This is a genomic window from Nostoc sp. (genome assembly GCF_036919555.1).
Lineage (GTDB): Bacteria > Cyanobacteriota > Cyanobacteriia > Cyanobacteriales > Nostocaceae > Nostoc.
Genome location: NZ_JBALCS010000039.1, coordinates 1 through 26,420 on the forward strand (window position 1 = coordinate 1; position 26,420 = coordinate 26,420).

At 42.6% G+C, this 26,420-nt stretch carries 18 protein-coding genes, 2 tRNA genes and 1 pseudogene; 15 read left to right on the plus strand and 6 right to left on the minus strand.

Annotated features, from left to right (window positions below):
• On the minus strand, positions 1-1,760 hold a 1,760-nt coding region (locus V7K36_RS10940; RefSeq protein WP_335115634.1), incomplete at its 3' end, for a tetratricopeptide repeat protein.
• Between the two features lie 484 nt (positions 1,761-2,244).
• A complete protein-coding gene (locus V7K36_RS10945) occupies positions 2,245-2,640 on the minus strand; it encodes a hypothetical protein (protein WP_335115636.1) in 396 nt (131 codons plus the stop codon).
• A 406-nt stretch (positions 2,641-3,046) separates the two neighbouring features.
• Here V7K36_RS10945 and V7K36_RS10950 point away from each other — a divergent pair, with 406 nt between their 5' ends.
• A complete protein-coding gene (locus V7K36_RS10950) occupies positions 3,047-3,439 on the plus strand; it encodes a hypothetical protein (protein WP_334826602.1) in 393 nt (130 codons plus the stop codon).
• Between the two features lie 40 nt (positions 3,440-3,479).
• On the opposite strand, the gene ileS is transcribed toward V7K36_RS10950, so the two are convergent.
• On the minus strand, positions 3,480-6,482 hold the full coding sequence (gene ileS / locus V7K36_RS10955) for an isoleucine--tRNA ligase (RefSeq protein WP_335116050.1): 3,003 nt from the start codon (positions 6,480-6,482) through the stop codon (positions 3,480-3,482).
• Positions 6,483-6,646: 164 nt separating this feature from the next.
• A complete protein-coding gene (locus V7K36_RS10960) occupies positions 6,647-6,880 on the minus strand; it encodes a hypothetical protein (RefSeq protein ID WP_335115638.1) in 234 nt (77 codons plus the stop codon).
• 529 nt (positions 6,881-7,409) lie between these two features.
• Here V7K36_RS10960 and V7K36_RS10965 point away from each other — a divergent pair.
• The 11 genes and pseudogenes from V7K36_RS10965 to V7K36_RS11015 all read left to right on the plus strand — a co-directional run bounded on the left by V7K36_RS10965 (position 7,410) and on the right by V7K36_RS11015 (position 19,135).
• Positions 7,410-7,778, plus strand: a complete 369-nt coding sequence (locus V7K36_RS10965) for a Crp/Fnr family transcriptional regulator (RefSeq protein WP_335115640.1) — start codon at positions 7,410-7,412, stop codon at positions 7,776-7,778.
• 798 nt (positions 7,779-8,576) lie between these two features.
• Positions 8,577-10,151: a group II intron reverse transcriptase/maturase gene (locus tag V7K36_RS10970; RefSeq protein ID WP_335115642.1), complete on the plus strand. Its 1,575-nt coding sequence runs from the start codon at positions 8,577-8,579 to the stop codon at positions 10,149-10,151.
• Between the two features lie 87 nt (positions 10,152-10,238).
• Positions 10,239-10,547 (plus strand): annotated as a pseudogene (locus tag V7K36_RS10975) (Lin0512 family protein); the annotation flags it as partial.
• A 213-nt stretch (positions 10,548-10,760) separates the two neighbouring features.
• Positions 10,761-11,636: a M48 family metallopeptidase gene (locus tag V7K36_RS10980; protein WP_335115644.1), complete on the plus strand. Its 876-nt coding sequence runs from the start codon at positions 10,761-10,763 to the stop codon at positions 11,634-11,636.
• 417 nt (positions 11,637-12,053) lie between these two features.
• Entirely contained in the window at positions 12,054-12,998 is a 945-nt protein-coding gene (locus V7K36_RS10985; protein ID WP_335115646.1) for a hypothetical protein, read from the plus strand.
• A gap of 162 nt (positions 12,999-13,160) precedes the next feature.
• Positions 13,161-14,285: an alpha-hydroxy acid oxidase gene (locus tag V7K36_RS10990; protein WP_335115648.1), complete on the plus strand. Its 1,125-nt coding sequence runs from the start codon at positions 13,161-13,163 to the stop codon at positions 14,283-14,285.
• 104 nt (positions 14,286-14,389) lie between these two features.
• Positions 14,390-14,473, plus strand: a tRNA-Leu gene (locus V7K36_RS10995).
• Between the two features lie 786 nt (positions 14,474-15,259).
• On the plus strand, positions 15,260-16,057 hold the full coding sequence (locus V7K36_RS11000; RefSeq protein WP_335116052.1) for a WecB/TagA/CpsF family glycosyltransferase: 798 nt from the start codon (positions 15,260-15,262) through the stop codon (positions 16,055-16,057).
• Between the two features lie 54 nt (positions 16,058-16,111).
• Positions 16,112-17,377 (plus strand): glycosyltransferase family 4 protein, encoded by a 1,266-nt coding sequence (locus tag V7K36_RS11005; RefSeq protein ID WP_335115650.1) that lies wholly within the window; start codon positions 16,112-16,114, stop codon positions 17,375-17,377.
• Positions 17,378-17,617: 240 nt separating this feature from the next.
• The gene (locus tag V7K36_RS11010) at positions 17,618-18,805 is read left to right on the plus strand and encodes a glycosyltransferase family 4 protein (protein ID WP_335115652.1); all 1,188 of its coding nucleotides are present in this window, start codon (positions 17,618-17,620) and stop codon (positions 18,803-18,805) included.
• A gap of 258 nt (positions 18,806-19,063) precedes the next feature.
• Positions 19,064-19,135, plus strand: a tRNA-Gln gene (locus V7K36_RS11015).
• An 88-nt stretch (positions 19,136-19,223) separates the two neighbouring features.
• Here V7K36_RS11015 and V7K36_RS11020 read toward each other — a convergent pair.
• Entirely contained in the window at positions 19,224-19,703 is a 480-nt protein-coding gene (locus tag V7K36_RS11020) for a hypothetical protein (RefSeq protein ID WP_334941807.1), read from the minus strand.
• Positions 19,704-19,926: 223 nt separating this feature from the next.
• Between V7K36_RS11020 and V7K36_RS11025 the strand changes: the two genes are divergently transcribed.
• Positions 19,927-21,213 (plus strand): hypothetical protein, encoded by a 1,287-nt coding sequence (locus tag V7K36_RS11025; protein ID WP_335115654.1) that lies wholly within the window; start codon positions 19,927-19,929, stop codon positions 21,211-21,213.
• Between the two features lie 189 nt (positions 21,214-21,402).
• On the opposite strand, the gene V7K36_RS11030 is transcribed toward V7K36_RS11025, so the two are convergent.
• On the minus strand, positions 21,403-22,605 hold the full coding sequence (locus V7K36_RS11030; RefSeq protein WP_335115656.1) for an FtsW/RodA/SpoVE family cell cycle protein: 1,203 nt from the start codon (positions 22,603-22,605) through the stop codon (positions 21,403-21,405).
• Between the two features lie 413 nt (positions 22,606-23,018).
• On the opposite strand from V7K36_RS11030, the gene V7K36_RS11035 reads away from it, so the two are divergent.
• Together V7K36_RS11035 and V7K36_RS11040 are read left to right on the plus strand one after the other, a co-directional pair.
• Positions 23,019-23,729 carry a hypothetical protein gene (locus V7K36_RS11035; protein ID WP_335115658.1) on the plus strand — a complete coding sequence of 237 codons (711 nt, stop codon included), beginning with the start codon at positions 23,019-23,021 and terminating at the stop codon, positions 23,727-23,729.
• A gap of 303 nt (positions 23,730-24,032) precedes the next feature.
• Entirely contained in the window at positions 24,033-26,420 is a 2,388-nt protein-coding gene (locus V7K36_RS11040; RefSeq protein WP_335115660.1) for a putative bifunctional diguanylate cyclase/phosphodiesterase, read from the plus strand.

Below are 26,420 nucleotides of genomic sequence, written 5' to 3' on the forward strand. Positions count from 1 at the left end.
GCTACATTAGGATGCTCCCCAGCAAACAGGCGCTTTGTCATTGCCAGGGCTTCAATCAACAGAGGTTCGGCATCGCTGTACCGTCCTTGGCTATTATACAGCAAAGCTAAATTGTTCAAGCTAGTAGCTACATTAGGATGCTCCCCAGCAAACAGGCGCTTTGTCATTGCCAGGGCTTCAATCAACAGAGGTTCGGCATCGCTGTACCGTCCTTGGCTATTGTAGAGTAAAGCTAAATTGTTCAAGCTAGCAGCTACATTGGGATGCTCCCCAGCAAACAAGGACTGGCAAACATTTACGCAATTTTCAGTCCAAAGTTCTGCTAATTTATATAGTCCTTGTCCTTCGTAAAATCTTTTTATCCCTACAAATATCCAAATTACTTCATCACTGGGAACTGATGCTAGAGAAATTATCTCTGCCTCTGTTGGTTCTTTTATCTCTGCAATTATACGTTTTCCCAAGTCTTCGAGATGGGGAACGATATCTCTGATGCTTTCAATCTGCTCAGAAGTGGCAGAATCAGGAAGGATTTGGGCAAAGCCTATCATCGCAGTAGCGAAGGTTGTTTCCAAAACTAATTTCATCTCGCCAGCATCGGCTAACTGCCCTTGCAAAAACCACCGCACCAAGGCATGAATTTTATAACATCCTGTTCTTCCTTCTAAGAGTTGCAGCAAGTTGCACCCGTAGAGTTGCTTTTTAGCTGCGTTTAATTCTTCTTCTGACCAAGTTAGCTGTTTTTGTTCCTGATTTTCTGCTTCCCCTCCACTTGTCGCCACCCAAAGAACTAAATCCCAAAGAATCTGTACAGGAGAAAATAAACTCAAAAATATTCCTAGTTGTTGCGCCAGTGGGTCGAGTTCTGACCAAGTTAAAGCAAAGACGGCTTTAACTCCTAGTTGAGTTGAGTTGAGATTTTTCCGGTCTTGTAAAGCTGCTTCTGCTAATTTACGTTTTTGCAATCGCCCAAACATGATATCTAAAGATATGTCCGGGTCGCGTACTAAATAGCCTCCCACTAATTCTATGCCCAAGGGCAAATATTCTAGACATTCACATATTGCTGTTGCGGCTTGTGGTTGATTTTCAACTCGCCTATCTGTTTTCCTCAACAGTCGTTTTAACAGTTCTAAAGCTTTACCTGGTTCTTTTTGGGGCGAGAGAACATCTAAGGCAATCTCTTGAATAAAATTCGCGTCTAAATCCCGCAGTCTAGTAGTAACTAAGACTCGGAAGCGGTTATCCTTGGGTACGACTTTGCGGAGGTTGTCTAAATCAGTTACGTCATCGAAGACAATTAAAATCGGCAAGGCAGAGTTAGGATATCTAGACCAACACCAGGCGACTTGTTGTTCAAGGCTTAAAAATCTTCCTCCTAATTTTTGGGGAATCTCCAAACCTAACTGCAATGAGAAAAACTCTAAAACTTCGGCGGCGAGATTGCTTTCTCTGTCGTTAAACCAAGCAATTCCCCCATAATCTTGTTCGTATCGTCTGGCGTACTGGGTAGCTAATTCAGTTTTGCCCACGCCACCCATTCCCGCTATTGCTACATAATTTCCTTGCTGCAAGTTTTCATGCACCATTGTCAGTTCGGTTTCTCGCCCGACAAAATTGACGGAACCGCGATAAGGAATAGATTTTGTGGGAGTTAGCTGTTTCTGCCCTTCAATAATTTGAGTCTCAATATGAACTTTAGAACCAGTGGCGGCGTAAACGCCAACTTTGTCAGCAAACTTCCCAGAGTCTTCAGACATATAATAGTTAAATTTTGCGGTTCATAAAAACTGAAAGACCTCTTTCTTTTTCGGCTACCGTGTATACACAAGTCTGAAGTCGTTGAGAAATATTGGTTTTACCCCACCCTAACCCTCCCCTTATAAAGGGGAGGGAACCGAATTTCCCAGTTTCCCCCTTTACAAGGGGGGATTAAGGGGGGTAATTCGACTTGTGTATACACGGTAGCCTTAAAAAGGGGGGCAAAAACCTCTCAAAGTCCTCCTTTTTAAGGAGGATATACATGATTTTGGTTTAGTACAGAGATGTGTGTACACCGTAGCCTTGGAAAGGGGAGGGAACTAGATTTCCCAGTTTCCCCCTTTACAAGGGGGGATTAAGGGGGGTAATTCGATTTGTGTATACACGGCAGCTCCGTTTCGGAGAGAAACTTTGAATCTTGCTCCCCTTCCCTTGTAGGGAAGGGGCTGGGGGTTAGGTCACACGCTAACTTTTGGTGATAATTTAAAAAGACTGATGTTCAATATTACCTGTCCCACCTGGCATAACTACCTGACCAATTTTATCTGCTAATTTTTGCAGGTTAGGCATAGCCAGAATTTCCGCAAACTTGGGATTTGGTTCTGCTTTAGCTGCTTCTGCCAATTCCTGTACAGCTTGAGCCACTTCTGGATTAGCTTTAGCAGCCAATTCAACCTCTAGTACAGCTTTGCCATAATCGAGTGGTTGTTCTGGTGCTTTCTCGATCGCAGCTACAGTATGGGGAGACTGTTTTTTCAGGGTGACGAGAAACTTACCAGTCTTATCTAATAAGGTTTCTGTTACCTTTTCGGTGGTTTTTTCTAAGGCTTTAGTGGCTATTACAGAACCAATTGCGATCGCCGCAGTTTCAAGTATCATATCCTGCCTTGACTATGTGTTTGCTATCTAACTTATTAATACACCGCCTTTGTTCTAAATTCCAAAGACGCGATAAATCGCCGTCTCTACAATAATTAATCCTTTGTAGACGGCGATTTATCGCGTCTGGTGCCTTATCATCGCATCTCTTGGTGCAACGTTTTCATCAACAAAAGCAACTGTTTCATCAACAAAAGCGACTGTTTCATTAAAAAAAGCAACTGTTTCATTAAAAAAAGCGACTGTTTCATTAAAAAAAGCGACTATTTCATCAACAAAAGCATCATTTTTGTGATAAATACTGATATTTACGTCATTCTGTATACTATTAAATGAGGATTTTACTGAACTTAGATCCAGCTTTAGTAAGGCAAACTAGCTCTAAGGCAATAAAAAGGATACATTTATGACTGCTCAAAAACGTACATACCGCGTTTTAGAAAAAGCTGAATTAAGACTGACGGGATTTAAAGCGATCGATCCGAGTATGGATTTTGGGGATATTCGCAACTTGCAAAACGTGACACAACTAATTGAGCAGTACCGTAGCAAGATAAATGCTTATAATACTGCTCTAGCCGTGATTAACTCTTCTAGAACTGAAATGGATGAATTAGACAAAAATTTAAATGACTTGGTTGAGAAAATGCTGATTGGAGTTGCTTTCAAATACGGTAAAGACAGCCGTGAATATGAAATGGCGGGTGCTGTTCGCAAAAGCGATCGCATCCGCAAAAGTCAGGCGACACGTTTGAAGAATTCAGAGCAAAAATCCAATCAGAATGCAAAAACCAGCTAGTCTCATCAGGCTTTGTTTGTAGCCAGTAAGTTTTATGCTGTTAAAATTCTCCGGCTAAGGCTGCAACGCATCGTTCGCAAATTAAGGGATGTTCTGCTGATTCTCCCACATGAGTAGAGTAGTTCCAACAGCGATCGCATTTTTCCCCATCTGCGTTCACTATCCCAATTCCCCAGTTTTCCGTCTGCGCTGTATATTTTAATCCTTGCAATCCCTCAGCAGAATCTAATAATTCCACTTGGGAAGTTAGGAACAAATAACGGAGTTCGTCAATACCGTTACCGTTAACAGGGTTAAAGGCTTTGATAGCATCGCCTAACTGTTTGTGAGGTATATGAATCAAAGCTTTCGCTTCCAGGGAAGAACCAATTAGTTTCTCTATCCTGGCTTGTTCTAACACCTTATTAACATCGGTGCGGAGTTGCCGCAGCGCTGACCAAAATTCCGCTAATTCTGGATTACGCCATTTTTCCTCTATTTGCACCCAACCGGCTTCAAACACTGATTTATAAGGTGTTTTGTAGGGGAGATATTGCCAGATATCTTCGGCAGTATGGCATAATACTGGTGCGATCGCTCGTGCTAAATTATCTATTGCTATCTTCAGCACCGTTTGACAACTGCGACGGCGGAAAGCATCGGTTGCACTGATGTACAGTCTATCTTTGGCAACATCTAAATAAAAGTTGGATAAATCCACCACGCAGAAATTCTGCACTGTTTGGAAAAAGCGGAAGAATTGGAAACTCTCAAAGGCTTCGGTTACTTCCTCAAATACCTCAGTTATGCGATGCAGCATATAACGGTCAAGTTCTGACAATTCCTCGAAGGGAACTGCATCTTTTTCCGGGTCAAAATCATCTAAGCTACCCAACAAAAACCGCGCCGTATTGCGAATTTTGCCTCTAACATCATTCATCTGCTTGATGATGTTTTTACCAATGCGGACATCGCCGGAGTAATCTACCGATGATACCCACAATCTCAATACATCTGCACCGTAGGCCGGTTCTACTTTTTGATTTTTCCCGCCTTCAATGATTGTATTTGGGTCAACCACATTCCCTTCTGACTTACTCATCTTTCGGCCTTGTTCGTCCAAAGCGAAGCCGTGAGTTAGCACAGTTTTGTAAGGCGCAATGTCATTCACTGCTACACTGGTGAGCAAGCTTGACTGAAACCAGCCACGATGTTGGTCGGAACCTTCCAAATATATATCAGCAGGGTAGCGTAACTCTGGACGCTGTTCGACGACAGCCGCCCAAGATGAACCAGAATCAAACCATACATCCATTGTGTCTGTACCTTTGCGGTAAGACTTACCATTTTGGCGATAGGATTCCGGTAATAACTCAGTTACCGACAGTTCCCACCAAGCATCAGAACCTTTTTTGGCGATAATTCCTTGGACGTGGTTGATAATTTCCTCATTTAACAGTGGTTCCCCGGTGGCTTCATCGTAGAAAACGGGAATGGGTACACCCCAACTCCGTTGACGGGAGATACACCAATCGGAACGTTCCGCCACCATTGGCGTGATCCGATTTTCACCTTGGGCTGGAATCCATTTTACCGTGGCGATCGCCTTTAATGCTTCTTCTCTAAATCCTTCCACGGAAGCAAACCATTGTTCAGTTGCGCGGAAAATCGTTGGTTTTTTCGTCCGCCAATCGTAGGGGTACTTGTGGGGGTATGCTTCTTCTTTCAACAAAGAACCAGCCGCATTTAATGCATCAATTACCGCCTGATTCCCATCACCCAGCACATTCAACCCTGCAAACTCTCCCGCTTCTTCGGTAAAATTGCCATTGTCATCCACTGGTGCAAGGATGGGTAAACCGTAGCGCAGACCAACAATGTAATCTTCTTGACCATGACCGGGGGCAGTATGTACTAACCCAGTACCTGACTCAGTAGTAATGTAATCACCGCCCACAACAATCGGACTTTCGCGGTCAAATAGAGGATGACGGTAAGTAGTATGTTCTAAATCATTCCCCTTAAACGTGGCTTTGAGAGTTAACTCAACTCCCAACGTCGAAGATAAACGTTCCACTAAATCAGCAGCAACGATGAGGTATTTGTGAGGTTGCTTTCGTCGTACCTGCTTTTCAAGTTCATGCAAAGCTTGGATGTAGTCAGCATCTTGACCAAACTTATCTTGTTGGGGTCTGCCTTTTGCTTCCCAGATTTCTTTTGCTCTGCGTTCAACTTCCTGATGTGTAAAGTCTTTTTTAGTAGAAATTACGGCATAGTTCAAATCTGCATTTACCGCCACCGCCAAATTTGCCGGAATTGTCCAAGGTGTAGTTGTCCAGATAGCCACGCCCAAATCTGACAGATATTCCGCCAACAGTGGTTTTACAGCTTCCGCCAGACTTGTGATGGGAAAAGCTGCATAGATACTGCGGGAAACGTGACCTTCAGGATATTCCAATTCAGCTTCAGCCAAAGCGGTTTTAGAACTCGGACTCCAGTGAACTGGCTTCAAACCGCGATAGATGTAGCCTTTTAAGAACATCTGACCAAACACGCCAATTTGAGCCGCTTCATATTCCGGCTTCAGAGTTAAATAAGGGTTGTCCCAATCACCCCAAATACCGTAGCGTTTAAAACTTTGACACTGGTTATCTACCGTAGTTAGGGCAAATTCTTTCGCTTTTTGGCGCAGTTGTAAAGGCGTTAAGTTTTGCCGTTCTGCTGACTTCATGTTCTGCAAAACTTTCAACTCAATTGGCAAACCGTGACAATCCCAACCAGGGACGTAGCGAACTTTACGCCCTTTTAGTAGTTGGTAGCGATTAATAATATCTTTGAGAATTTTATTTAAAGCATGACCAATATGGAGTGAGCCATTAGCGTAGGGAGGCCCATCGTGCAGTATAAATAATTCGCCGGTGTTCTTTTCAAAGAGGCGATCGTAAATTTTATTTTCTTCCCAAAATTTTTGGATTTCCGGCTCCCGCTTGATGGCGTTTGCCCGCATCTCAAAGTTAGTCTTGGGTAGATTTACAGTATCTTTGTAACTTCCTGATTCGGTCACAGTCTCATGCCTAGAATTAGGTGTGTAGGTTTTATTAATTATAGAAGATGGCATCAAAACCAAAATTCGCTATTTGAACGTGAGTTAAATAAACCTCTTCCTGCCTTGAATTTTCATTCAAGTCTCTCCCTCTCTGACTCGGCTACGGTGTACACACAAGTCTTTTATAGTTGTCGCACAGCGTTTAGATTTCCCCTAACCCACGCCAGTCGCTCCACTTGGGGAGACCCCAAGACCGCGCTGGCTCCCCTTAAAAAGGCTACAGTGTACACACAAGTTGGAAAATCCTCTACCCGCATTTTTGTCAGAGTGAAACTGTCACGCAGACTGACATCCCGCCCAGAACTCAAGTTCAGGGCTGATAGCGAAAGTCCACTCAAGTGGACTGAATTGATCATTTATATCAAGTCGAGTGATTACTTATAAAAAAATCTATCAATGTAGGTTGGGTAGAATGGCAGTGAAACCCAACATGAACAAGGATCAAATGTTGGGTTTCGTTCCTCAAACGCCACTTGCAACTCCTACGGGGAGATGCTACGCGAACAAGTCGGGAAACCGCAAGGGCGCAGTGGCTCCCTAAGCTACAGATATTATAAGTGTTTACCGAACCTGATATTAGTCCACGCTTAGTGGACTTCAGCGATGAGACTCGGAATTCATTCCGAGGTGGGATAGAAACGCAGTGCGAGATTCATTAATAAAGATATGGCTGTGGCAAGATTTGTGTGTACACCGTACTTCCGACTCGGAGAGGGACGGTTTTGCCTAGTAAAACCAGGGAGAGGTTTATAGGCAACTAGGGGACTAATCAGGAATTTTGCGGAGGTTGAGAGTTAATCAACAGAAAGTAGTATACTTTTCTGGGTTCTCGTATTGCCTATCCAAAGGTTTCGTTTAAAAACAAATAATTTTGGGGTTGCTCTAATGCTAAATCCTGTGGTAACAGTCGGTATCTTTCAAAAACAACCCGATCCTAAAGTATTTTCAGCAGGCCAAGTCATCTTTGAAGAAGGACAGCCTGGTGATGAAATGTTTGGCATTCTCGAAGGAGAGGTAGATATATTAGTCAATGGCAAGATTGTAGAAACCATTGAGACGGGCGAAGTTTTTGGTGCTGGGATACTAATAGGAATCAAAAATAGAACTTACAGAGCTATTGCCAAGGTGGATACCAAACTAGGTTTCCTTGATCAGGAAGGGTTTCTCTTTGCCGTTCAGGAAACACCTATGTTTGCCATACAGGTGATGAAAAGTTATTCAGAACGTCTGAGTCGCTTGCAGCGTATGATCTAAATCACCTCAGGAGGCAGAAGTGATAAAACTAATCAGAATCTGCCAGGAATTTTACCTCCTTCCCAGAAGGTCATACATAATATATATGCTCTCGCTTGGGGAGTCAGAAGTCAGTATTCAGAGAATTCTAGATTCTGGCAAATGACTCCTGATTTATATAAAGTGAAAGGTGCAAAATTTACCGGAGGTAGCAATGGCGCGTAAACGGTTGATTATCGAGATGGGGATGGGAATAGATCAGCATGGACAGTGCGATTCGTTGCTAGTAGAATCACGGTAATCAGTCCGTAAATATACTAGCCAACCCAATCTAGAAATAGAGAAAGGTTGAACTCTCGGTCTGATATGGGTGCAAGTCCCATCTGCCAGACTCAGGCATGACTCCTTACCTGCCCACACTGACCAGACTCGTTTTTCTGGAGGGTGAAGCTGGGAACAGGACGCAATCAGACACCCGTTGTGGGGTGACACTGGCGTTAATAGGGAGTTCCTATGATGAAGATCCGTAAAAAGCAACCTAGCTGGAAGCGAGACACAAAACAAAAACCTCGACTTCACTGGAGTTCATTCCCGCCGCATCTTGTTCAAATAGCGGCACGAGTCTAGGGGATTCAGTGGTTGAATTGGCTACATCTAAGGGAACTATCAATCAACTGAGGGAACGAATAAAAACGGGTTGAAGGTCAAGGGGGATGTCGAACCCCAAGTAGGCTAGACGAGCAGCGGAATCCCTTCAATCCGGGTAGGACAGACCGTAATTGGTCTGAGGTGTTCAGAGTACACAAATTGGAGCAGAGCATGGTTAGGCACAGCAACAATGCTAGTGAATCTTGGAAGACATTGCCTTGGAAGAAATTCCGCCGTAATTTATTCCGCCTACAAAGACGAGTGTATAAAGCTGTTCAAGCAGGAGACAAGCGGAAAGCAAAGTCCCTACAAAAGCTAATTCTGAAATCCACCGCAGCAAGATTACTGGCTATCCGTCAAGTATCACAGCTAAACGCTGGGAAAAAGACCGCAGGAATTGATGGTAAAAAGTCCCTTAACCATAAGGAACGATTTGAACTAAATGAACTGCTAAAAGCATCAAGTAGCAACTGGAAACACCAGAGACTAACAGAAATACCCATCCTAAAAAAGGATGGTACTATCAGGATGCTGAAAATCCCCACTATTGCAGACCGAGCTTGGCAATGCCTAGCAAAATACGCACTAGAACCAGCACACGAGGCAACTTTCCACGCTAGGAGTTATGGGTTCAGGGCAGGACGTTCATCGCATGATGCCCAGAAAATCCTGCAAATAAACCTAAAATCTAATGCCAACGGAATAGATAAACGAGTTATAGAACTCGATATCGAAAAATGCTTTGACAGGATAAACCACACCGCCATAATGGATAGGCTGATTGCTCCCAGGAGTATAAGACAGGGAATCTTCCGATGTCTCAAAGCCGGAGTCAACGCAGAGTTCCCAGAACTTGGGACACCACAAGGTGGTGTGGTAAGCCCACTTTTAGCTAACATCGCCCTAAATGGGATTGAAAGTATTCATAGATACCACTCGGAAATTGGTAAAAGAATCACAGACAATACCAGCAAGGACAGAATAATAGAGCCATCAATCCGATACGCGAATGATATGGTAATTATACTGCGACCTGAAGACGATGCTACAGAAATACTTGACAAAATCAGTCAGTTCCTCGCAGAACGTGGAATGAAAGTTAGCGAAAAGAAAACTAAACTAACCGCCGCGACAGATGGTTTTGATTTCCTAGGTTGGCATTTTAAAGTGCAAAATAACGGGAAATTTAGATGCGTCCCATCAGTGGACAACTATAAAGCTTTTCGCAAGAAAGTCAAAGCCATCGTCAACTGCTCGAATTATGGAGCTACCACAAAGGCTGAGAAATTAGCCCCTGTAGTTAGAGGTTGGAGGAATTACCACCGCTTCTGCAAGATGGACGGGTCGAGATTCTCCCTGTTCCATGTCCAAAACAGAGCATTCAAGGTATTCAATAAGGAAACCAAACAGAATCGCCACACTAGCAAAAAATTACTAGACAAAGCATTCCCATCAGTTCCTTACTCCGAAAATAAACACATCAATGTCAAAGGCGAGAAATCACCTTACGACGGAGATTTAACTTATTGGAGCGAACGCAACAGTAAGTTATATGACGACAATACCTCTAAAGCCCTTAAACGGCAAAACCATACTTGTGGACATTGTGGATTAAAAATGCTTAGTGACGAAAAGGTACGTTTGCATCATGTTGATGGCAATCATAAGAACTGGAAACCCAAGAACCTTTTAGCTATTCACGAAAGCTGCCACGATTACATTCACATGAGCAAAAGAGGAATCTAAGAACATCGGGAGCCGGATGCCACGAAAGTGGCACGTCCGGATCTAAATGAGAGGTGCGGGGAATAATATCCCCCATCGACTCAACCAGATCCAACAGTAGCAGCATCTAGGGCGGTAAGGAATGCGATCGCTCACAATGCCTTACCTGGTGTTTGGGAAGTTGCAGGTTTAAGTCACCCCAATGAAATGATTATAGAGGTTCAGGTAGCAGTACCATACCCAGAACAAGTTAGGGAAGAAGAAGTACTAGCTGTACTGCCATTTGGTCGGAAAACCCTCACCGTAGAATCTGGGGGGATGGTAGTTCAAGGGCGGGCGATTCCCGAACTCAACGATAAAAATGACGAAATGTTGATTGCGATCGCATCTGTAACAGTTCTGGTTGAAAATGAGTAGCATCAGTCAAACCCATAGAAGGCTGACTGATCCTCGACTAACCAAGAAATGGTTTTGCTCTGGTGCGCGATTGAAAAAATATAACTCAACATTTGGGACGATCGCGTCCCAAGTCCCCTGCCCACCCTACTGAAATCGTTATACTAACTGTGGGAGGCTGTGAATCTAACTAGCCAGCTTCCATAGTTGTGTTTTTTTATAGCTTGCTGCACTATGTCCTTGATCAAAACCCCGCTAATTGGTTTAAAAGCTGACTCATTTCGTCATCCATTAGACCTGGAAGCTACCAGAGCGCTCAAGCAGATACCAGGCATAGATATGTTGGTGCGAAATTGGCTCGGGCCAATGGCAGAGCAGGTTTTCTATGTGGAAAATATTGCCTCCAGCATTCTGGTGGGTGAAAAGCAACTGCCCGATTTATACAAACTGTTGTTAGATGCCTGTAAAATCCTGGATATAGAGCCTCCGCAGTTGTACGTCCGGCAACATCCGGCTCCTAACGCCTATACTTTTGCTATGCGGGGTAAACAGCCGTTTGTTGTGCTACACACATCCCTGATTGATATCCTCACACCAGAAGAAATACAGGCAGTAATTGCCCACGAGTTGGGGCATCTCAAGTGTGACCATAGCGTTTACTTGACTCCTGTAAATTTATTAATATTAGCTGCGGCGATTGTACCCAACGTCGGAACCTTCGTTGCTCAAGCGATACAGACACAGCTTTTAGAATGGGTCCGCTGTGCTGAGTTTACCTGCGATCGCGCCGCATTACTAGCAACCCAAGACCCCAAAGTTGTCATGTCAGTGTTGATGAAGTTGGCGGGTGGTTCCCCTACCTTAGCGCCACAACTAAATCTCGATGCCTTTGTTGCTCAAGTCCGCGCTTACGATGATATTAGCAAGACCGAACTAGGCGAAATGGTCAAAGTCGCCCGCACAGCCCAATTAACCCATCCAGTGCCAGTGCTACGAGCGCAAGAAATTGACCGATGGGCAAGTAGCACAGAATATCAAACTCTGTTACACAGTCACGGACTTAAGTATACCAACGAAGTTACACCCAAAGGCGGGTGGCGCAACTGGTAGAGTTATTAATCATAAGGGACTGACAAATAAAAAAATACTCAAGTACTTATTGTCGGGTGGATGTCTCGCCATTGGTGTCAACTTAAGCGCAAACCCTTTTAAAACCTCGTTTCCAGCCTCTTGCTGGAAATGCACTTCAATTGCGGCTCTGCCGCCAGTCTTGAGGCGGCAGCCCCCCCATTAGGCATTCCCAGTCTCCGACTCTTGACGAGAGAGACAATCTCTAAAAGCTAGTTATAGACTGGCTTTTACGTTAAGTTGAAACCAATGGCGTCTCGCACGCCCTACAAGATTGGATAAATGTATTTCTCAATATTATGAATGCGATGTCAGACGACAAGCCGCTTCTCTACGAGACGCTCCGAGAATACGTCTACGCACTCATGTAAAATATTGATACAGCCAAATAATCAGCTAATGACCAGGTTTCCCTACGACCAGTTTGCAAAAGACTATCTTAAAGAATTGTTACAGCCATTGGGAGAAGTGGAAACAAGTCGGAAAGTTCCGGCCCAAATCCGAGAGATTGATGTTTATTTTGTCCCTTCACCGCAATCCCCAAGCGATACAATAGAATTAGGACTGTTAGGAAAATTTGCGGCTGAACCTGCATTAATTGAACCATTTAGAAATGCGGCGACAATTGCGGAGATCCGCAGTTGCATGAATAAGTTGTTTGATATCTTTGCTGAAGTAAAACGTCAAGCTAAAGGTGATAAAAATCGGCTTGCAGAATCAGAATTACCACGTTTGTGGATTTTGTCACCCACAGCTTCTGAATCCATATTGGATGGTTTTAGAACTAACCTAGATGAAGAAAATTGGGGAATAGGAGTACATTTTTTAGGCGATTATTTGAGAACAGTAATTGTGTCAATTCACCAATTACCATGTACGGAAGAAACATTATGGTTGAGAATTTTAGGTAAGGGAAGAGTCCAGCAAAAAGCCATAGATGAACTAGAAGCACTTCCCCAAAATAATCCATTACGTTCCAAAGCAATTGATTTATTATTGAGTTTAAAGACTACCTTAGAATTCAATCAAAATATAGACGAGGAGGATAGAGATTTAATTATGCGCTTATCACCTATTTACGAGCAAAAATTAGCAGAAGCTAAACAAGAAGGAATCCAAGAAGGAATCCAAGAAGGAATCCAAGAAGGAATCCAAGAAGGAATCCAAGAAGGAATCCAAGCAGAACGTCGTAATGTTATAGAGAATTTGTTGCGAGTTCGCTTTGGTTCTTTAGATGCAGAAATTAGAGTAATTGTTGAAGCTTTGTTGGCATTATCTCCAGAGGAATTTACTCCTTTATTATTGCAACTATCCAGGGAAGAATTATTAGATAGGTTCCTTTAGAATAACCTGACATTTAATTGTAAAATCAAGGGTTTAAGACCCCTACATCTACAGGTAGCTCGGAGGCGGAGTGTCTCCGACTCCGCTCAGTTTCAGTCGGGGTTTAAATCCCCTTATGTAAATGTCTAAAATGTTTGAATGCGTGAATTTTGAATTGTTAATATGTCTACCTACTTATCCAATGACGATCGCTTTCAACCCATTAACCTTTTTGAGTACGAAAAATTAGCAAAAGAGCATCTGTCTCAAATGACGCTCGATTACTATAGCAGTGGTGCTTGGGATGAAATCACATTGCAGGATAATCGTGCAGCCTTTGAGCGAGTCAAGCTGCGACCTCGGATATTAGTCGATGTTACCGATCGCAATCTAACTACATCCATTTTAGGACAACCCCTGCAACTACCTTTGTTAATTGCGCCGATGGCTTTTCAATGTCTAGCCCATCCAGACGGAGAACTTGCCACCGCCCTAGCTGCCGCCTCAGCTGGTGTGGGCATGGTTTTAAGTACAATGGCCACAAAGAGCATTGAAGAAGTAGCGACTGCATCTGATAAATTTCCAGATTCTCTGCAATGGTTCCAGCTTTACATCCATAAAGATCGAGGATTAACTCGTGCTTTAGTAGAAAAAGCCCATAAATCAGGCTACAAAGCGCTTTGCTTGACTGTAGATGCACCTGTTCTCGGACAGCGCGAGAGAGATAGACGTAACGAATTTGCCTTACCCCTAGACTTACATCTGGCTAATCTCGCCAGCATCTCAGGGCTAGATATTCCCTATGAAAAAGGCGAATCTGGGTTATTTACCTATTTTGCCCAACAGCTAAACCCAGCAGTAACTTGGCACGATTTAGAATGGTTACAGTCTTTATCTGCACTACCTTTAGTCATCAAAGGAATTTTACGCCCAGATGATGCTGTGCGCGCTGTGGAATATGGAGCCAAAGCAATTATTGTTTCCAATCATGGTGGCAGACAACTCGATGGTGCGATCGCTTCTTTAGATGCCCTGGCTGAAATAGTAGCCGCAGTGGATGGTAAAGTAGAAGTGCTGTTGGATGGAGGCATTCGTAGGGGCACAGACATTCTCAAAGCTCTGGCATTAGGAGCAAAAGCGGTACTGATTGGACGACCCATTTTGTGGGGACTGGCAGTAGCAGGACAAGCGGGTGTATCTCACGTCATCTCACTGCTACAAGATGAGTTAAATGTGGCAATGGCACTTAGCGGCTGTGCAAAACTACAGGATATTGATCCTAGTTTATTGACCCTGCCACGCCTTTAAGCCTTAGAATTATCGGAGCTTATTCCAGCAAAGGTTTGAAAATTAATTTTCCCAGTTGTTACAAAATCCCTCAATTAGAGTATAATAGTTAAGATTGGATATAAGGGCGGGTGGCGGAATTGGTAGACGCACCACACTCAAAATGTGGCGGCCTTACGGTCATAGGAGTTCGATTCTCCTCCTGCCCACTACCAAACAATTGATAGAGAGGTTAATAATTTATGCGCCTGAAAAGATGGGAATCTCCCCGTAAAGAAGGCAGGAATGACAAAGGTAGAGGCGGTTCTGCTAGGAAGCGGCAACTCAAAAAGCAAAGGCAAATGTTACGGCAAAGACTCAAGGAAAGTAACAAACCAGACAACGAGAAAAATAATAAAGCAGGGAAAGATAAGTTTATCTTTCCCTTATTTTTTGGGCTTTTATTTCATGAAAAAATAAATTTTAGGGATTTTTCAATACATAGGGTAAATTAAGTTTTTCATAAATTGGGAAAGTCATAAGAAAAAATTATTATCCTATTCTTCAAAATATACTAATTTTAATTGAACCTCTTAAGCGGATACTTACGTATCAAAATCATCAAACTAAGTATCTACTATTTTGCTTCGCCATCTAATTTATATTTATATGTGTAGCAAATATTACGCAATTAAACACATATTTATAAGGAAATTATCGTAATTGTAATGCTTAGATGAACAAATCAAAAATTAATTATGAAGGAAGTATGAATTTTGCCCAGCAGTGTCTTAAATCCCTTGGTTAAAACGGTAAACTAGGACACAACAGCAAATAACTCTAGTATTACTGATTAAGCCAAAAGTATACTAAGAAGGCAATTGCATCTCCATGTGTTAACTTCCAACGATGACACAAGCCGACAAAAAGTCAGGAGTCATCCAATCCGAATTCTTCAATATTCGGATTGGTCTAGGTAATCTATGGATTTTTTTTCTTGGACACAGGAGTTATTGATGGTGGCGAGAGTGCTTCTACCTACTAAAAAAGTGCTTGATTTTCCTATTACTGCTTTACGCTTTGACGACCAAGTACAAACAATACTGAAGTGGTCGAGTCGGCATGAGAGTAAAAGTGTATACGTAGCTAATGTACACATGCTCATTGAAGCTCATTGGAATCCAGAGTTTGCCACAGTATTACGAAATGCAGATATAGTTACTCCTGATGGTATGCCTCTGGTATGGATGATGCGAAAAATGGGAGCGATTTATCAAGACCGTGTAGCAGGAATGGATGTTTTCCTAGCATTGTGTCAGCTAACTCAAACACAAAATCTTAGTATTTTCTTTGTTGGTTCCCAAACAGAAATTCTTTCTAGGATGCGAAAAAGGTTAGAGGAGGAATTTCCGCAGATGAAGATTTCGGCGATGGAACCTCTACCCTTTCGTCCCCTGAGTGAAACTGAAGACGAAGCTTTGATTCAAAAGATTAATTCTAGTGGTGCTAGCGCCGTCTTAGTATCTCTGGGATGTCCTAAGCAAGAAAATTGGATAGCTCAACATAAGGGTAAGATACAAGCTGTAATGATTGGACTGGGTGGAGTTTTCCCAGTTTATGCAGGAATTTACAAGCGGGCACCCCGCATAGTTCGAGATTTAGGACTTGAATGGCTGTATCGATGGATTCAAGAACCGCGCCGACTTTGCGGTCGCTATGCTAAGACCATTCCACTATTTATCTGGCTGGCTACAAAGCAACTACTATCATCAAGTCGAATTGCAGCCGTCTTTCTTCACGAGACTGGAGATTAACAGCTTCTGAGCAATGGTTGGAAAGATATTCGCGACATTAAGGAAATGTCGGGCATGAAACAGTTAAAAATTCTCATCTGTGCATATGCTTGTGAACCGGGAAAGGGTTCTGAACCAGGATTAGGCTGGAATGTTGTTAGGGAGGTAAGCAAGTATCACCAAATTTGGGTACTCACATCAAACTGTCACCGTCAAGGTCTTGAAACTGAACTAGCACGTAACCCCCTGCCCAACCTGCACATTGTTTACTTAGATCCTCTAGGCTGGATTATAGACTGGAGTCATCAGAGGATGGGAAAACAATGGGGGGTTTATCTTCACTATTACCTTTGGCAAATTTGGGCGTATTTTATCAGTCGCTCACTCCACAAGCAGATTGGCTTTGATATCCTACATCATGTAACTTATGCGAAGTATTCAAGCCCTAGTTTAATTTCACTGCTACCAGTTCCTTTCATCTGGGGTCCAGTTGGGGGCGGGGAATCATCTCCCAAAAGTTTTTGTCAAGATTTTAGTTTCCGTGGGAAGATATATGAGGTTTTGCGAAATTTGGCTCGCTGGATAGGGGAGTGTGATCCCTTAGTTCGCATCACTGCACAACAAAGTGTCTTAGCCCGCGCTACCACAGAAGATACAGCTAAACGCTTACGCAAAGTGGGGACAAAAAATGTCCAAGTTTATTCTCCATTAGGTTTATCTCAAGATGAAATAGCAAACCTTTCAGATTCTCTAATTCTCGATAATTCTGTAATTAGATTTATCAGCGTAGGTAGACTTTTGCACTGGAAAGGGTTTCATTTGGGATTAGCAGCATTTGCCCAAGCAAACCTACCTAATGCTGAGTATTGGATTGTAGGAGAAGGATTTGAACGCAAACAGCTAGAAATATTAACTCAACATCTGAATATTAATCAACAAGTCCAGTTTTTAGGTAATCTGTCTCGTGAACATACATGGAGTAAAATACAGAACTGCCATCTGTTAGTTCATCCCAGCTTGCATGAATCTGGAGGATTTGTGTGTTTAGAGGCAATGGCAGCTGGGCGACCAGTGATTTGCCTAGATTTAGGAGGTCCCGCAGTTCAGGTTACAGAGGAAACTGGCTTTAAAATTAAGGCAAATACACCTGAGCAAGTAGTAAGTGATATTGCTAAAGCTATGACGTATTTGGCTAGTAACCCAGAGCTAAGATTATTGATGGGTCAAGCCGGACAGAAGAGGGTGAGAGAGACTTTCAGTTGGGAAAGTAAGGGGACGCAGCTAATTCAACTCTACGAAGAAATTTCAAACCAGAATAAATCCTGCTTGAAATTGAGTTAGAGCTATGGCTCTAGCGATGATTAATGATAACGTCATAGTATATATCTTCTCAATAGCTCCTTTAGCGCTACTGGTAGCATACGTAAAAAACTAATTAAATTTCATCAAAAATTGGCTGTAGTGTCACGAATTGTAGAAAAACTGGCTATAGAACAGTAAAACTACTGTAAATCAGGGTGTAATTGCTTTGCATGATCTACTAGTTGGTTCTTTCCTTCCACTATTCAGAGAGTTAACTGGATGAAAGTGCTGTTGATACATAACCATTATCGACTTGCAGGCGGTGAGGATGGAGTAGTGAAAGCTGAACAATCCTTACTGAAAGCAAATGGTCATCAGGTATCTTTACTGGAAGTTAGTAATCATGACATTAAAAATACCTGGGATAAAGTTGCAACTGGTATTAGTGCAATTTACTCATATTCAGGAAAACAACAAGTTCGCATCAAAATTTCCCAACTCCGCCCTGATGTCGTCCATGTACATAACTTTTTTCCTCTACTCTCTCCTTCGATATATGATGCTTGTCGAGAGTATGGGCTAAGTATTGTCCAAACTCTTCACAACTATCGGCTTGCTTGTCCCAAAGCAATACCTTTTCGAGATGCAAAGGTTTGTGTTGATTGCTTTGGACAAACAGTGCCGTGGTCTAGTGTTGTACATGGCTGCTACCGCAATTCACGTCTACAAAGCTCAGTGATAGCAGCAATGAACAGCTGGCATCGGTTGCGAGGTACTTGGCAAGAACAGGTAGATGCCTATATTGTCTTTACCCAATTTCAAAAAGACAAAATGTTACAGGCTGGACTACCGGCAGAAAAGTTGTACATCAAACCTAATTTTGTGTTTGCTCCAGACTCTCGAAACCAAAATAGTGAGCATAGTGATTACTTACTTTTTGTTGGTAGATTGTCTGAAGAAAAGGGAGTTTCTGTTTTAATTGATGCCTATGTAGAGAAGAAATTATGCACACCACTAAAAATTGTGGGTGATGGTCCTTGGGGTCAAAAGTTACAGCAACAGATTAAAAATACCAGTTCCGAAAATTTCATCGAATTTTTAGGCTTTCAGGATAAGCCAACAGTGTTGGCACTAATGCAGAATGCACGGTTTTTAGTATTTCCTTCCATTTGGTACGAAGGTTTTCCCTTAACTATCGCTGAAGCTTTTGCCTGCGGTTTACCTGTACTGGTGTCCAAATTAGGTAGCATGGTAGAAATTGTCGAGGATGGAGTAACTGGTTTACATTTTGAAGCCGGCAACCATAGGGATATGGCAGCTAAAATTGAATGGGCAACCACTCATCCTGAAGCGATGAGAACTATGGGCAAAAATGCTAGCCAGGTTTATGAGAGTAAGTATGCTCCTGAAGCTAATTATCAGCAATTGATGGCAATTTATCAACAAGTCATCAATAAGAAGAAATAGTCTGTCCCTAGTAAAGGAATTGCGATCGCACAATTTTGTCCCTTAACCCTCTTTGATCATTATCGGATAAATTAATGTGAGTTCGACGATACAGCCAAACATTGATTCAATAGTTCATCCCAAAGTGATGAAATAGTCTAAGTGCAAGGATTCCGACCAATCAATGTCCGGCTGTAAAAACCCATTATCTGAAATCAGCTATTAAAGTACTTGACATTAACCCACGACTAAGTGCTATATTAACTAAAGTAAAGTCGTTGGGGCGTCGCCAAGTGGTAAGGCAGCGGGTTTTGGTCTCGCCATCCCTGGGTTCGAATCCTAGCGCCCCAGTAAATCTAAAGACAGGCATAACAGCCTGTCTTTAGATTTTTTAATTATATTTTTAAGATGCGTCTCAATGCATCTAACTCTGTAAATGTTACTTGTCAGGCGATTTGAGAGCTTGATCCAAAATCTGCCGAGCCTGTTCCGCTTTAGATCGCGCTTCCTGATAGCGCACATTAGCTTGGGCAAAATTTTTGAGAACTTTAAAACCTTCTTTAAGTCGAGTAATTTCCTCTTCTGTCACCGACTCGTCGGTGAACAGAACATCAACCGCTTTGCGAATTTCCAACGCTTCAGCTCGTGACTCTTGAACTTTCAACTTGAGCGTGGCCAGATTACTCAAAACCTGGACAGCTTGTGTAATGGTATCCTCACCGCTAGCAGGATCAATAGTTGGCTCTTTAACCTCAATTAATTGTTGAGGACCAAATCCTTCTTCCAGTTCCGTGGGTAGCTTACCTGCATCCATCAGTTCCATCAGCTGATCCATTGCTTTATCACGGGCTTTAGCTGAATCTTTTCCAGAAACAGTAAGGATAATTTCTGGGCTTTGAGCGAGAGTGTACTGAACCATATTTGAGCAGAAAATTTGCTGGTTAACCAAGCTGAAGCAAATAATTATAACATGTTGCGTGTTAGGTAATTTGTTGATTTATCAACTTTAGTGTCGGTTTGCCAACTTTATGTGATTTATATATTTAATGATTTCATGCTTCAATCCTGCCCCTGGCAAGTCACTTAAAATAAAACTTTATACTTAAGAAAAGGGAAATAAGTTTCAACAGGAGAGGAGAGCAATGGCTCCCAGTCCCACCATCATGCAAGCCGTGGAACAACTGGGCTACCGTGTCACCGTTGGTGATGTGGCAACTCAGGCAGGATTGAACGTCGCTGAAGCTAATCAAAGCTTGTTAGCCCTGGCATCTGATGCTGGGGGACATTTGCAGGTAGCGGATTCAGGTGATATAGTTTACCTTTTTCCACAAAATTTTCGAGCAGTTTTGCGTAATAAATACTTCTGGTTACGATTGCAGGAATGGTGGAAAAAGGTCTGGAGTGTTCTGTTTTACCTGATTCGCATTTCTTTTGGAATTTTCTTAACTGTTTCCATCGTCCTGATAACTGTTACCATCTACATTATCATTACCTATGCCAACTCAGACCGGAACGGCAACAATCGGGGCAGTAATTTCGGTGGTGGGTTCTTCTATTTTCCAAATTTATTCTGGTATCTTAGCCCAAATTATGACACCCACAACCAGGAACGGCGACGTGAAAGGCACCAAGAAAGCAATCTGAATTTCTTTGAAGCTGTGTTTTCGTTTTTGTTTGGCGATGGAAATCCTAACGCCAATTTAGAAGAACGTCGCTGGCAAGAAATTGCTACGGTGATTCGGAGTAACCGTGGTGCAGTGGTAGCGGAACAAATTGCCCCATATTTGGATGACATTGGCGAGGGATATACAAGAGAGTATGAAGATTATATGCTGCCCGTTCTGACGCGATTTAATGGGCAACCGGGGGTAAGTCCTGAAGGGCAAATTGTTTATTACTTCCCAGAGTTGCAGGTGAGTGCAACTAAAAAGCGCCGTCATGCAATATCAGATCACTTGGAGGAATTTCCCTGGCGTTTTAGTGCCGCAAGTTCCGGACAAATTATGCTGAGTGCTGGGTTGGGTGTATTAAATTTTGTTGGTGCCTTAGTACTGGGAAGTTTGTTGAGAGATGGCACTATTGCCGTCAAATTAGGTGGACTGGTAGCTTTTGTGCAAGGAATTTATTGGCTGCTATTGGCTTACGGAGCAGGTTTCTTAGCCATACCGTTATTGCGTTATTTCTGGATTCGGTGGCGTAATCGCAAAATAGGCGATCGCAACCGCGATCGCCTTTCCAGAGCAAGACTATTGGTAAGTCCTGATGCACCTTTGCAACAAAAAATCGACTATGCTCAACAATTTGCAACAGAAAAAGTCATTGGCAACGAAGATTTAGTGTATTCTAGCGAAACTGACTTACTCGACCAGGAAGTTGAGCGTTCTGCACAAATTGACGCTGAATGGCAACGGCGGTTAGACCAGTCATAAGTAATTCGCTCAGTCAAAATTTAGAATAATTAGAAGGTAACAAAAATGGGTGGGCATCTTGCTCACCCAACTGAGTTTTTGAGGAAGTGCGATCGCTTGATTTTTAAGACAGTCGTTACAGGCTAGAACTGAGCGCTAGACCACCATGTTACTACCAACTACCAGATTTGTAGCCTTATATCTGGGGTTTTAATTCTTATTTTTCTGAAAAGCTCGATGTCTGCGCCCATTTTCAAACAGGGGTTTTCGCAACGGTACTACCTCAGCTTCACTACTCTCGCGTGCTACCCGAATCAGCAACCCAGCAGATACTAAGCTGGCAATCATGGAATTACCACCATAACTAAACATGGGCAAAGGTAAGCCCGTAGTTGGTAGAGAACCTGTAGCAACACCGATGTGGAGCAATGATTGTCCTACCATCAAAATCGTCACGCCGATCGCTACCAATCGATGTACTGTATTTTTAGCCTTCAGCGCCACGATTAATCCGAGAGTGGCGAATGTCGCTAAAAGTGCTAATAACACCATACTGCCAACAAAGCCAAACTCTTCAGCGAACACAGCAAAAATAAAATCGGTGTCCTGAATTGGTAAATAAAACAGCTTTTGTTGAGAAAGCCCATATCCAGCTCCCCAAGTTCTACCAGAACCCACGGCTAGTAGACTTTGCACTAACTGGTAGCCATCTCCTGTAGCATCTGCCCACGGATTAAGGAATGACATTACCCGCTTACGCTGATACTCTTTAATACTAATACTGAGTACTGCCAACATCACTCCACCAATTGCTGTTCCTCCCAGATATTTGTAAGATAATCCAGATGCGAGAGCAATTAGCCAGATAGTCATGCCGCAAAGTGCTGTTGTACTCAAGTTAGGCTGGGCAAGAATTCCTAAAAGTACCAGACCGAAAATACCCAACCAAGCCAAGCGAACCCGCCAACTGATTCGTTCCCACTGACCAAAAAGCCGCGCACTTTGCAGCACCAAAAAGGGTTTAATCAATTCTGAAGGTTGAATCGGAATTGGCCCGATCGCAATCCAACGCGCTGCGTCAAAAGCTTTTTTTCCCAATCCTGGGATCAGTGTGACAAAAATTAATGCCAAAAACAGCAACAAAAACCAATGGGATAATCCCAAAATTTTCTGCAACGGCAAATTAACAATAATATTAAATCCGATTAAGGAAACTAACACCCAAAGCAGTTGACGCTTAAAGTAGTACAACCCATCATGTTGACGGGCATCAGCGACGGGATAAGATGCGGAAAATAGCATGATCAAGCCGACGAACAGCCAAATCAACGTTAACCAGCGCAACAACCGCGCTTCTAATGCCCAGTTGGAGGCGGAAATATCAAAAATTGGAATCAGGCGGCGTAGATTCACGATCAGTACAGGTAAAAAGTTAGAAATTAGGAGTTAGTAATAAAACTCATAAATCATAACTTATAACTTATAACTCTTAAGTAGCTTTGACAACGATACATTTGATAATGGTCAACTTTAATACACTCAGCTAGCAACTGTTAATCTAATTCTCAGTCGCCTTGACTGGGGTTGTTCTAGCGATCGCTAGTTGATACAAAGGATATTTTTCTCAGACGACTACCAAATTTGACAACACAATATTTTTTGCTTTCCTTGATTTGACTTTTGACAAACTGAAAAATTTTTAATTTATCACGCATCCAGAAAGTTTCTCATAAAAAGCCCAGATAAAATTTCAGTAATATTACGGTAGTTGCTTCACTTTCTTGGGGCTATGGTTAATTGAACTTATTTCAAAAGCTTGCGTAAATATGACGAATAACAGCAAAACCCCCACAAACACAATTGTGCGTAAATCTACTCGTCCAGCATTAGTAGGTGAGTTTCACATTCATATAGATGCTCAAACGCTTTCAACTCCTTTTGAAAAATTTCTGATCGAGACTCAGAACTTTTGGAATTCCGATTTCTCAGGTCATCCCGAAGGACTTGCTCATCGTCCTCCAAAAAAGCACTTGACAATGAAAACTAAATATGCATTACAGCTTAGAGAAAACTTTGCTGATATTCTCCGCTACTTAGAGGATAATTCTGAAGCTATAGAAGGGTACATTGAGGCGGAATATATTCCCGTTGACGTAGAAATTGAGGAAAAATCTTTCAATCCAGAAATCGAAATTCCTTTTAAGCTTAAGTTGGCATCTTTAGCACCTGGAACATTTCGTCAAGATGAGCTCCACATCACTTTATCGCGGGAGCAGTCAGACCCAAGATTAATTAATTCCTTGCGAGATATGGGATTCTACTCAGTCTATATGGAAAAATCATTTGGGGAAGTAGAAATCTTTACTGCCCAAGGAACACGCAAAATGATTCGTCAGCTTTTGCCAGAGGTTATTATATATCTAACAGCTGTGGGGGGTGCCGTACAGTGCAGCGTTAAAGAAGAAAGAATTATTCGCTGGTGGATGAGTTCACCAGAACTTCTACTGCCTTCTGTTATCAACACTGTTGAGAGTTAATTAGCTCTGTTTCATCAGTGTACTGGGAGTAATATTTAGAGTAGCTCCTATAAAATGCCAGCTAATCTAAAACCTTTGCTGCAACAAAGTTTTAGACTCTTTCGAAGGGCTTGATAGAACACCTAATCGTAGTATAGCTACGTGGAATTCAAAATTAAGAAAGCTTACCAAATAAGGTTTTCACTCATTTAAATAATTGGTTTATTTGCCCCCTGCTGCACTGGTTAGAGTACAAGAATGAAGGCTACTTGCTTTGGTTTATATAACTGTAGCAGAATTCTTTACTCTAAAAGCCAGAATCTTGTGAAGAGTCAACCCAATCTCATCTGTCGATTTATCCCATTACAAACTCGTTCAAACAGGATATCAGACATCCTGCATCGTTTGAGTTTAAGAAACAAAATTATTGGCGGCTATGCTGTAGCTCTGAGCATTGCTGTAGGAGGAACGATCGCTGGATTGACCCTTGGCAATTACTACCAGCAACAAGCGAGTACCAGTCAAGACAGTGCTAATCAACAAGGTCAGCTCTTGAGTGACTTGCAAGTAGCTATGCTTCGGACTCTACCTACCAGAGAGTTTGTACCTTTACTCAAAAAGCCGAAAGAGTTTGAGCAACACAAGTCGGAATTGGGTGAGCGAGCAGAAAAAATTAAGCAGCTGATCAACGAACTCCAGGGATCACCAGAAACCACAGCTACAAAAGACTTGGATCGTTTGTTGTCCAAAGATTATCGGGCGACGGAACAATTCTACCAACAGCTTGAAGTCTTGCTCAACCAGATAAAGCCGCAGATGTTACAACCACAATCAAGTGGTGCAGCTAAGAAACAAATCACAGACTTTACAGGTGGCCCTGAATTTGGTGCAATTGTTAGCTCTGCTTACGATCTCACAACTTTTATTAGAAGCGCTGGAGAGCAAGAGAAAGAAGCAAAGGACGCCTTGACAGAAGCAGAGGACTTGCGAAACCAGATTATTGCTATCGGTATGGTACTCTCAGTCTTGTTCGCTGCTGTCTTAGCCTTCTCTACCAGTCGAGCGATCGCCCGGCCGATAGAAGCTGTAACTCAGGTTGCTCAACTTGTTAGTTCTTCATCAGATTTTACTTTGCGAGTTCCGGTCACCACATCAGATGAAATCGGTCTATTGTCAATATCCTTCAACAACCTTATCCAAACGATCGCAACTTACATTCAAAAACTTTCACAAAAGAATCAGAAACTAGAGCAAGCAGAAGAGGCGTTACGAATAGCTCATGATCAGCTAGAAACTCGTGTCAGAGAACGAACAGCAGAACTAGCGAAAATAAATCAGGAATTGCTAATTGAAGTTACAGAGCGTAAGCGAGCAGAATCACAACTGCTACATTTGGCATTTCACGATGCATTAACGGGGTTGCCAAACCGCACTTTCTTTATGAATAGCCTCAGAAATGCGATCGATTATTCAAAGCGGCATTCAGATTATTTATTTGCCGTGCTGTTTCTAGACTTAGATCGCTTCAAATTTATCAACGACAGCTTGGGACACACATTTGGTGACCAAGTACTGCTGACTATTGCTCAAAGGCTAAAGGAATGCCTACGCTCTATAGATGTAGCTGCAAGGGTGGGAGGAGACGAGTTCACAATCCTGTTGGGAGGAATTCAGGATGTCAACCACGTAGTACGCATGACTGAACAGATACAAGAAAAACTGGCAATTCCCGTAGTTTTAGATGGGCAAGAAGTGTTTACTACAGTCAGTATTGGTATTGCCTTGAGTATGACAGATTATAACCAACCAGAAGACCTTCTGCGTAACGCCGACATTGCAATGTACCGAGCTAAGGCACAAGACAAGGTGCGCTACGAGATGTTTAATACTGATATGCATATTCAGGTAATGGCACACTTGCAGTTGGAGACAGCTCTGCGACGAGCTATTGAACGTCAGGAGTTTCGGATTCATTATCAACCAATTGTGTCACTCACTACCGGGAGGATAACTGGTTTTGAAGCACTGGTGCGATGGCAGCATCCAGAACGAGGTATTATTTTTCCAGAAGATTTCCTGCCAACTGCTCAAGAAACTGGGCTTAGTATTTTAATTGATGAGTGGGTGATGCGTGAAGCATGCCGCCAGACACAGCAGTGGCAAGACCGATTCCCTCCAAAATCAGGGAAGTTGGGTGAGGAAGCCTTGACGATTAGCGTCAATCTTTGTAGTTCTTGGTTCAGTCAACAAAAGCCACTGCTGCACATCAATCAAGTCTTACAGGAGACTAGTTTAGATATACAGAGTTTGAAATTGGAGATCACAGAAAGCGTAATTATGGAAAACGGCGAGAATGTCACCACCACGTTAAATCTACTAAGAAATTTAGGAATTAAGTTGGCAATTGATGACTTTGGTACAGGCTATTCTTCATTAGGTCGCCTTCACCACTTTCCGATTCATGAGTTGAAGATTGACCGCTCCTTTGTTAGTGGAAGGAGTGTTGGTGAAGGAAATTTAGATATTGTTGAGACAATTGTCACCCTGTCTAAAAAAATAGGTGTAACTGTGACAGCAGAAGGCTTGGAAACGGCAGAACAACTAGCACTCCTGAGAGCAATGAAATGTGAATATGGCCAGGGAAATTTTTTCTCGAAGCCCTTGGACAGTTCAACAGCAGAGGCTTTAATCGTGGCTAATCGTCAGTGGTGA

Coding starts and splice junctions, on each gene's coding strand:
- V7K36_RS10990 (WP_335115648.1), top strand. CDS start 13,161: ATGTCTACCTACTTATCCAATGACGATCGCTTTCAACCCATTAACCTT.
- V7K36_RS10945 (WP_335115636.1), bottom strand. CDS start 2,640: ATGATACTTGAAACTGCGGCGATCGCAATTGGTTCTGTAATAGCCACT.
- V7K36_RS10970 (WP_335115642.1), top strand. CDS start 8,577: ATGGTTAGGCACAGCAACAATGCTAGTGAATCTTGGAAGACATTGCCT.
- V7K36_RS10960 (WP_335115638.1), bottom strand. CDS start 6,880: ATGATCAATTCAGTCCACTTGAGTGGACTTTCGCTATCAGCCCTGAAC.
- V7K36_RS10980 (WP_335115644.1), top strand. CDS start 10,761: ATGTCCTTGATCAAAACCCCGCTAATTGGTTTAAAAGCTGACTCATTT.
- V7K36_RS10965 (WP_335115640.1), top strand. CDS start 7,410: ATGCTAAATCCTGTGGTAACAGTCGGTATCTTTCAAAAACAACCCGAT.
- V7K36_RS11020 (WP_334941807.1), bottom strand. CDS start 19,703: ATGGTTCAGTACACTCTCGCTCAAAGCCCAGAAATTATCCTTACTGTT.
- V7K36_RS11000 (WP_335116052.1), top strand. CDS start 15,260: ATGGTGGCGAGAGTGCTTCTACCTACTAAAAAAGTGCTTGATTTTCCT.
- V7K36_RS11010 (WP_335115652.1), top strand. CDS start 17,618: ATGAAAGTGCTGTTGATACATAACCATTATCGACTTGCAGGCGGTGAG.
- V7K36_RS10950 (WP_334826602.1), top strand. CDS start 3,047: ATGACTGCTCAAAAACGTACATACCGCGTTTTAGAAAAAGCTGAATTA.
- V7K36_RS11035 (WP_335115658.1), top strand. CDS start 23,019: ATGACGAATAACAGCAAAACCCCCACAAACACAATTGTGCGTAAATCT.
- V7K36_RS10985 (WP_335115646.1), top strand. CDS start 12,054: ATGACCAGGTTTCCCTACGACCAGTTTGCAAAAGACTATCTTAAAGAA.
- V7K36_RS11025 (WP_335115654.1), top strand. CDS start 19,927: ATGGCTCCCAGTCCCACCATCATGCAAGCCGTGGAACAACTGGGCTAC.
- V7K36_RS11005 (WP_335115650.1), top strand. CDS start 16,112: ATGAAACAGTTAAAAATTCTCATCTGTGCATATGCTTGTGAACCGGGA.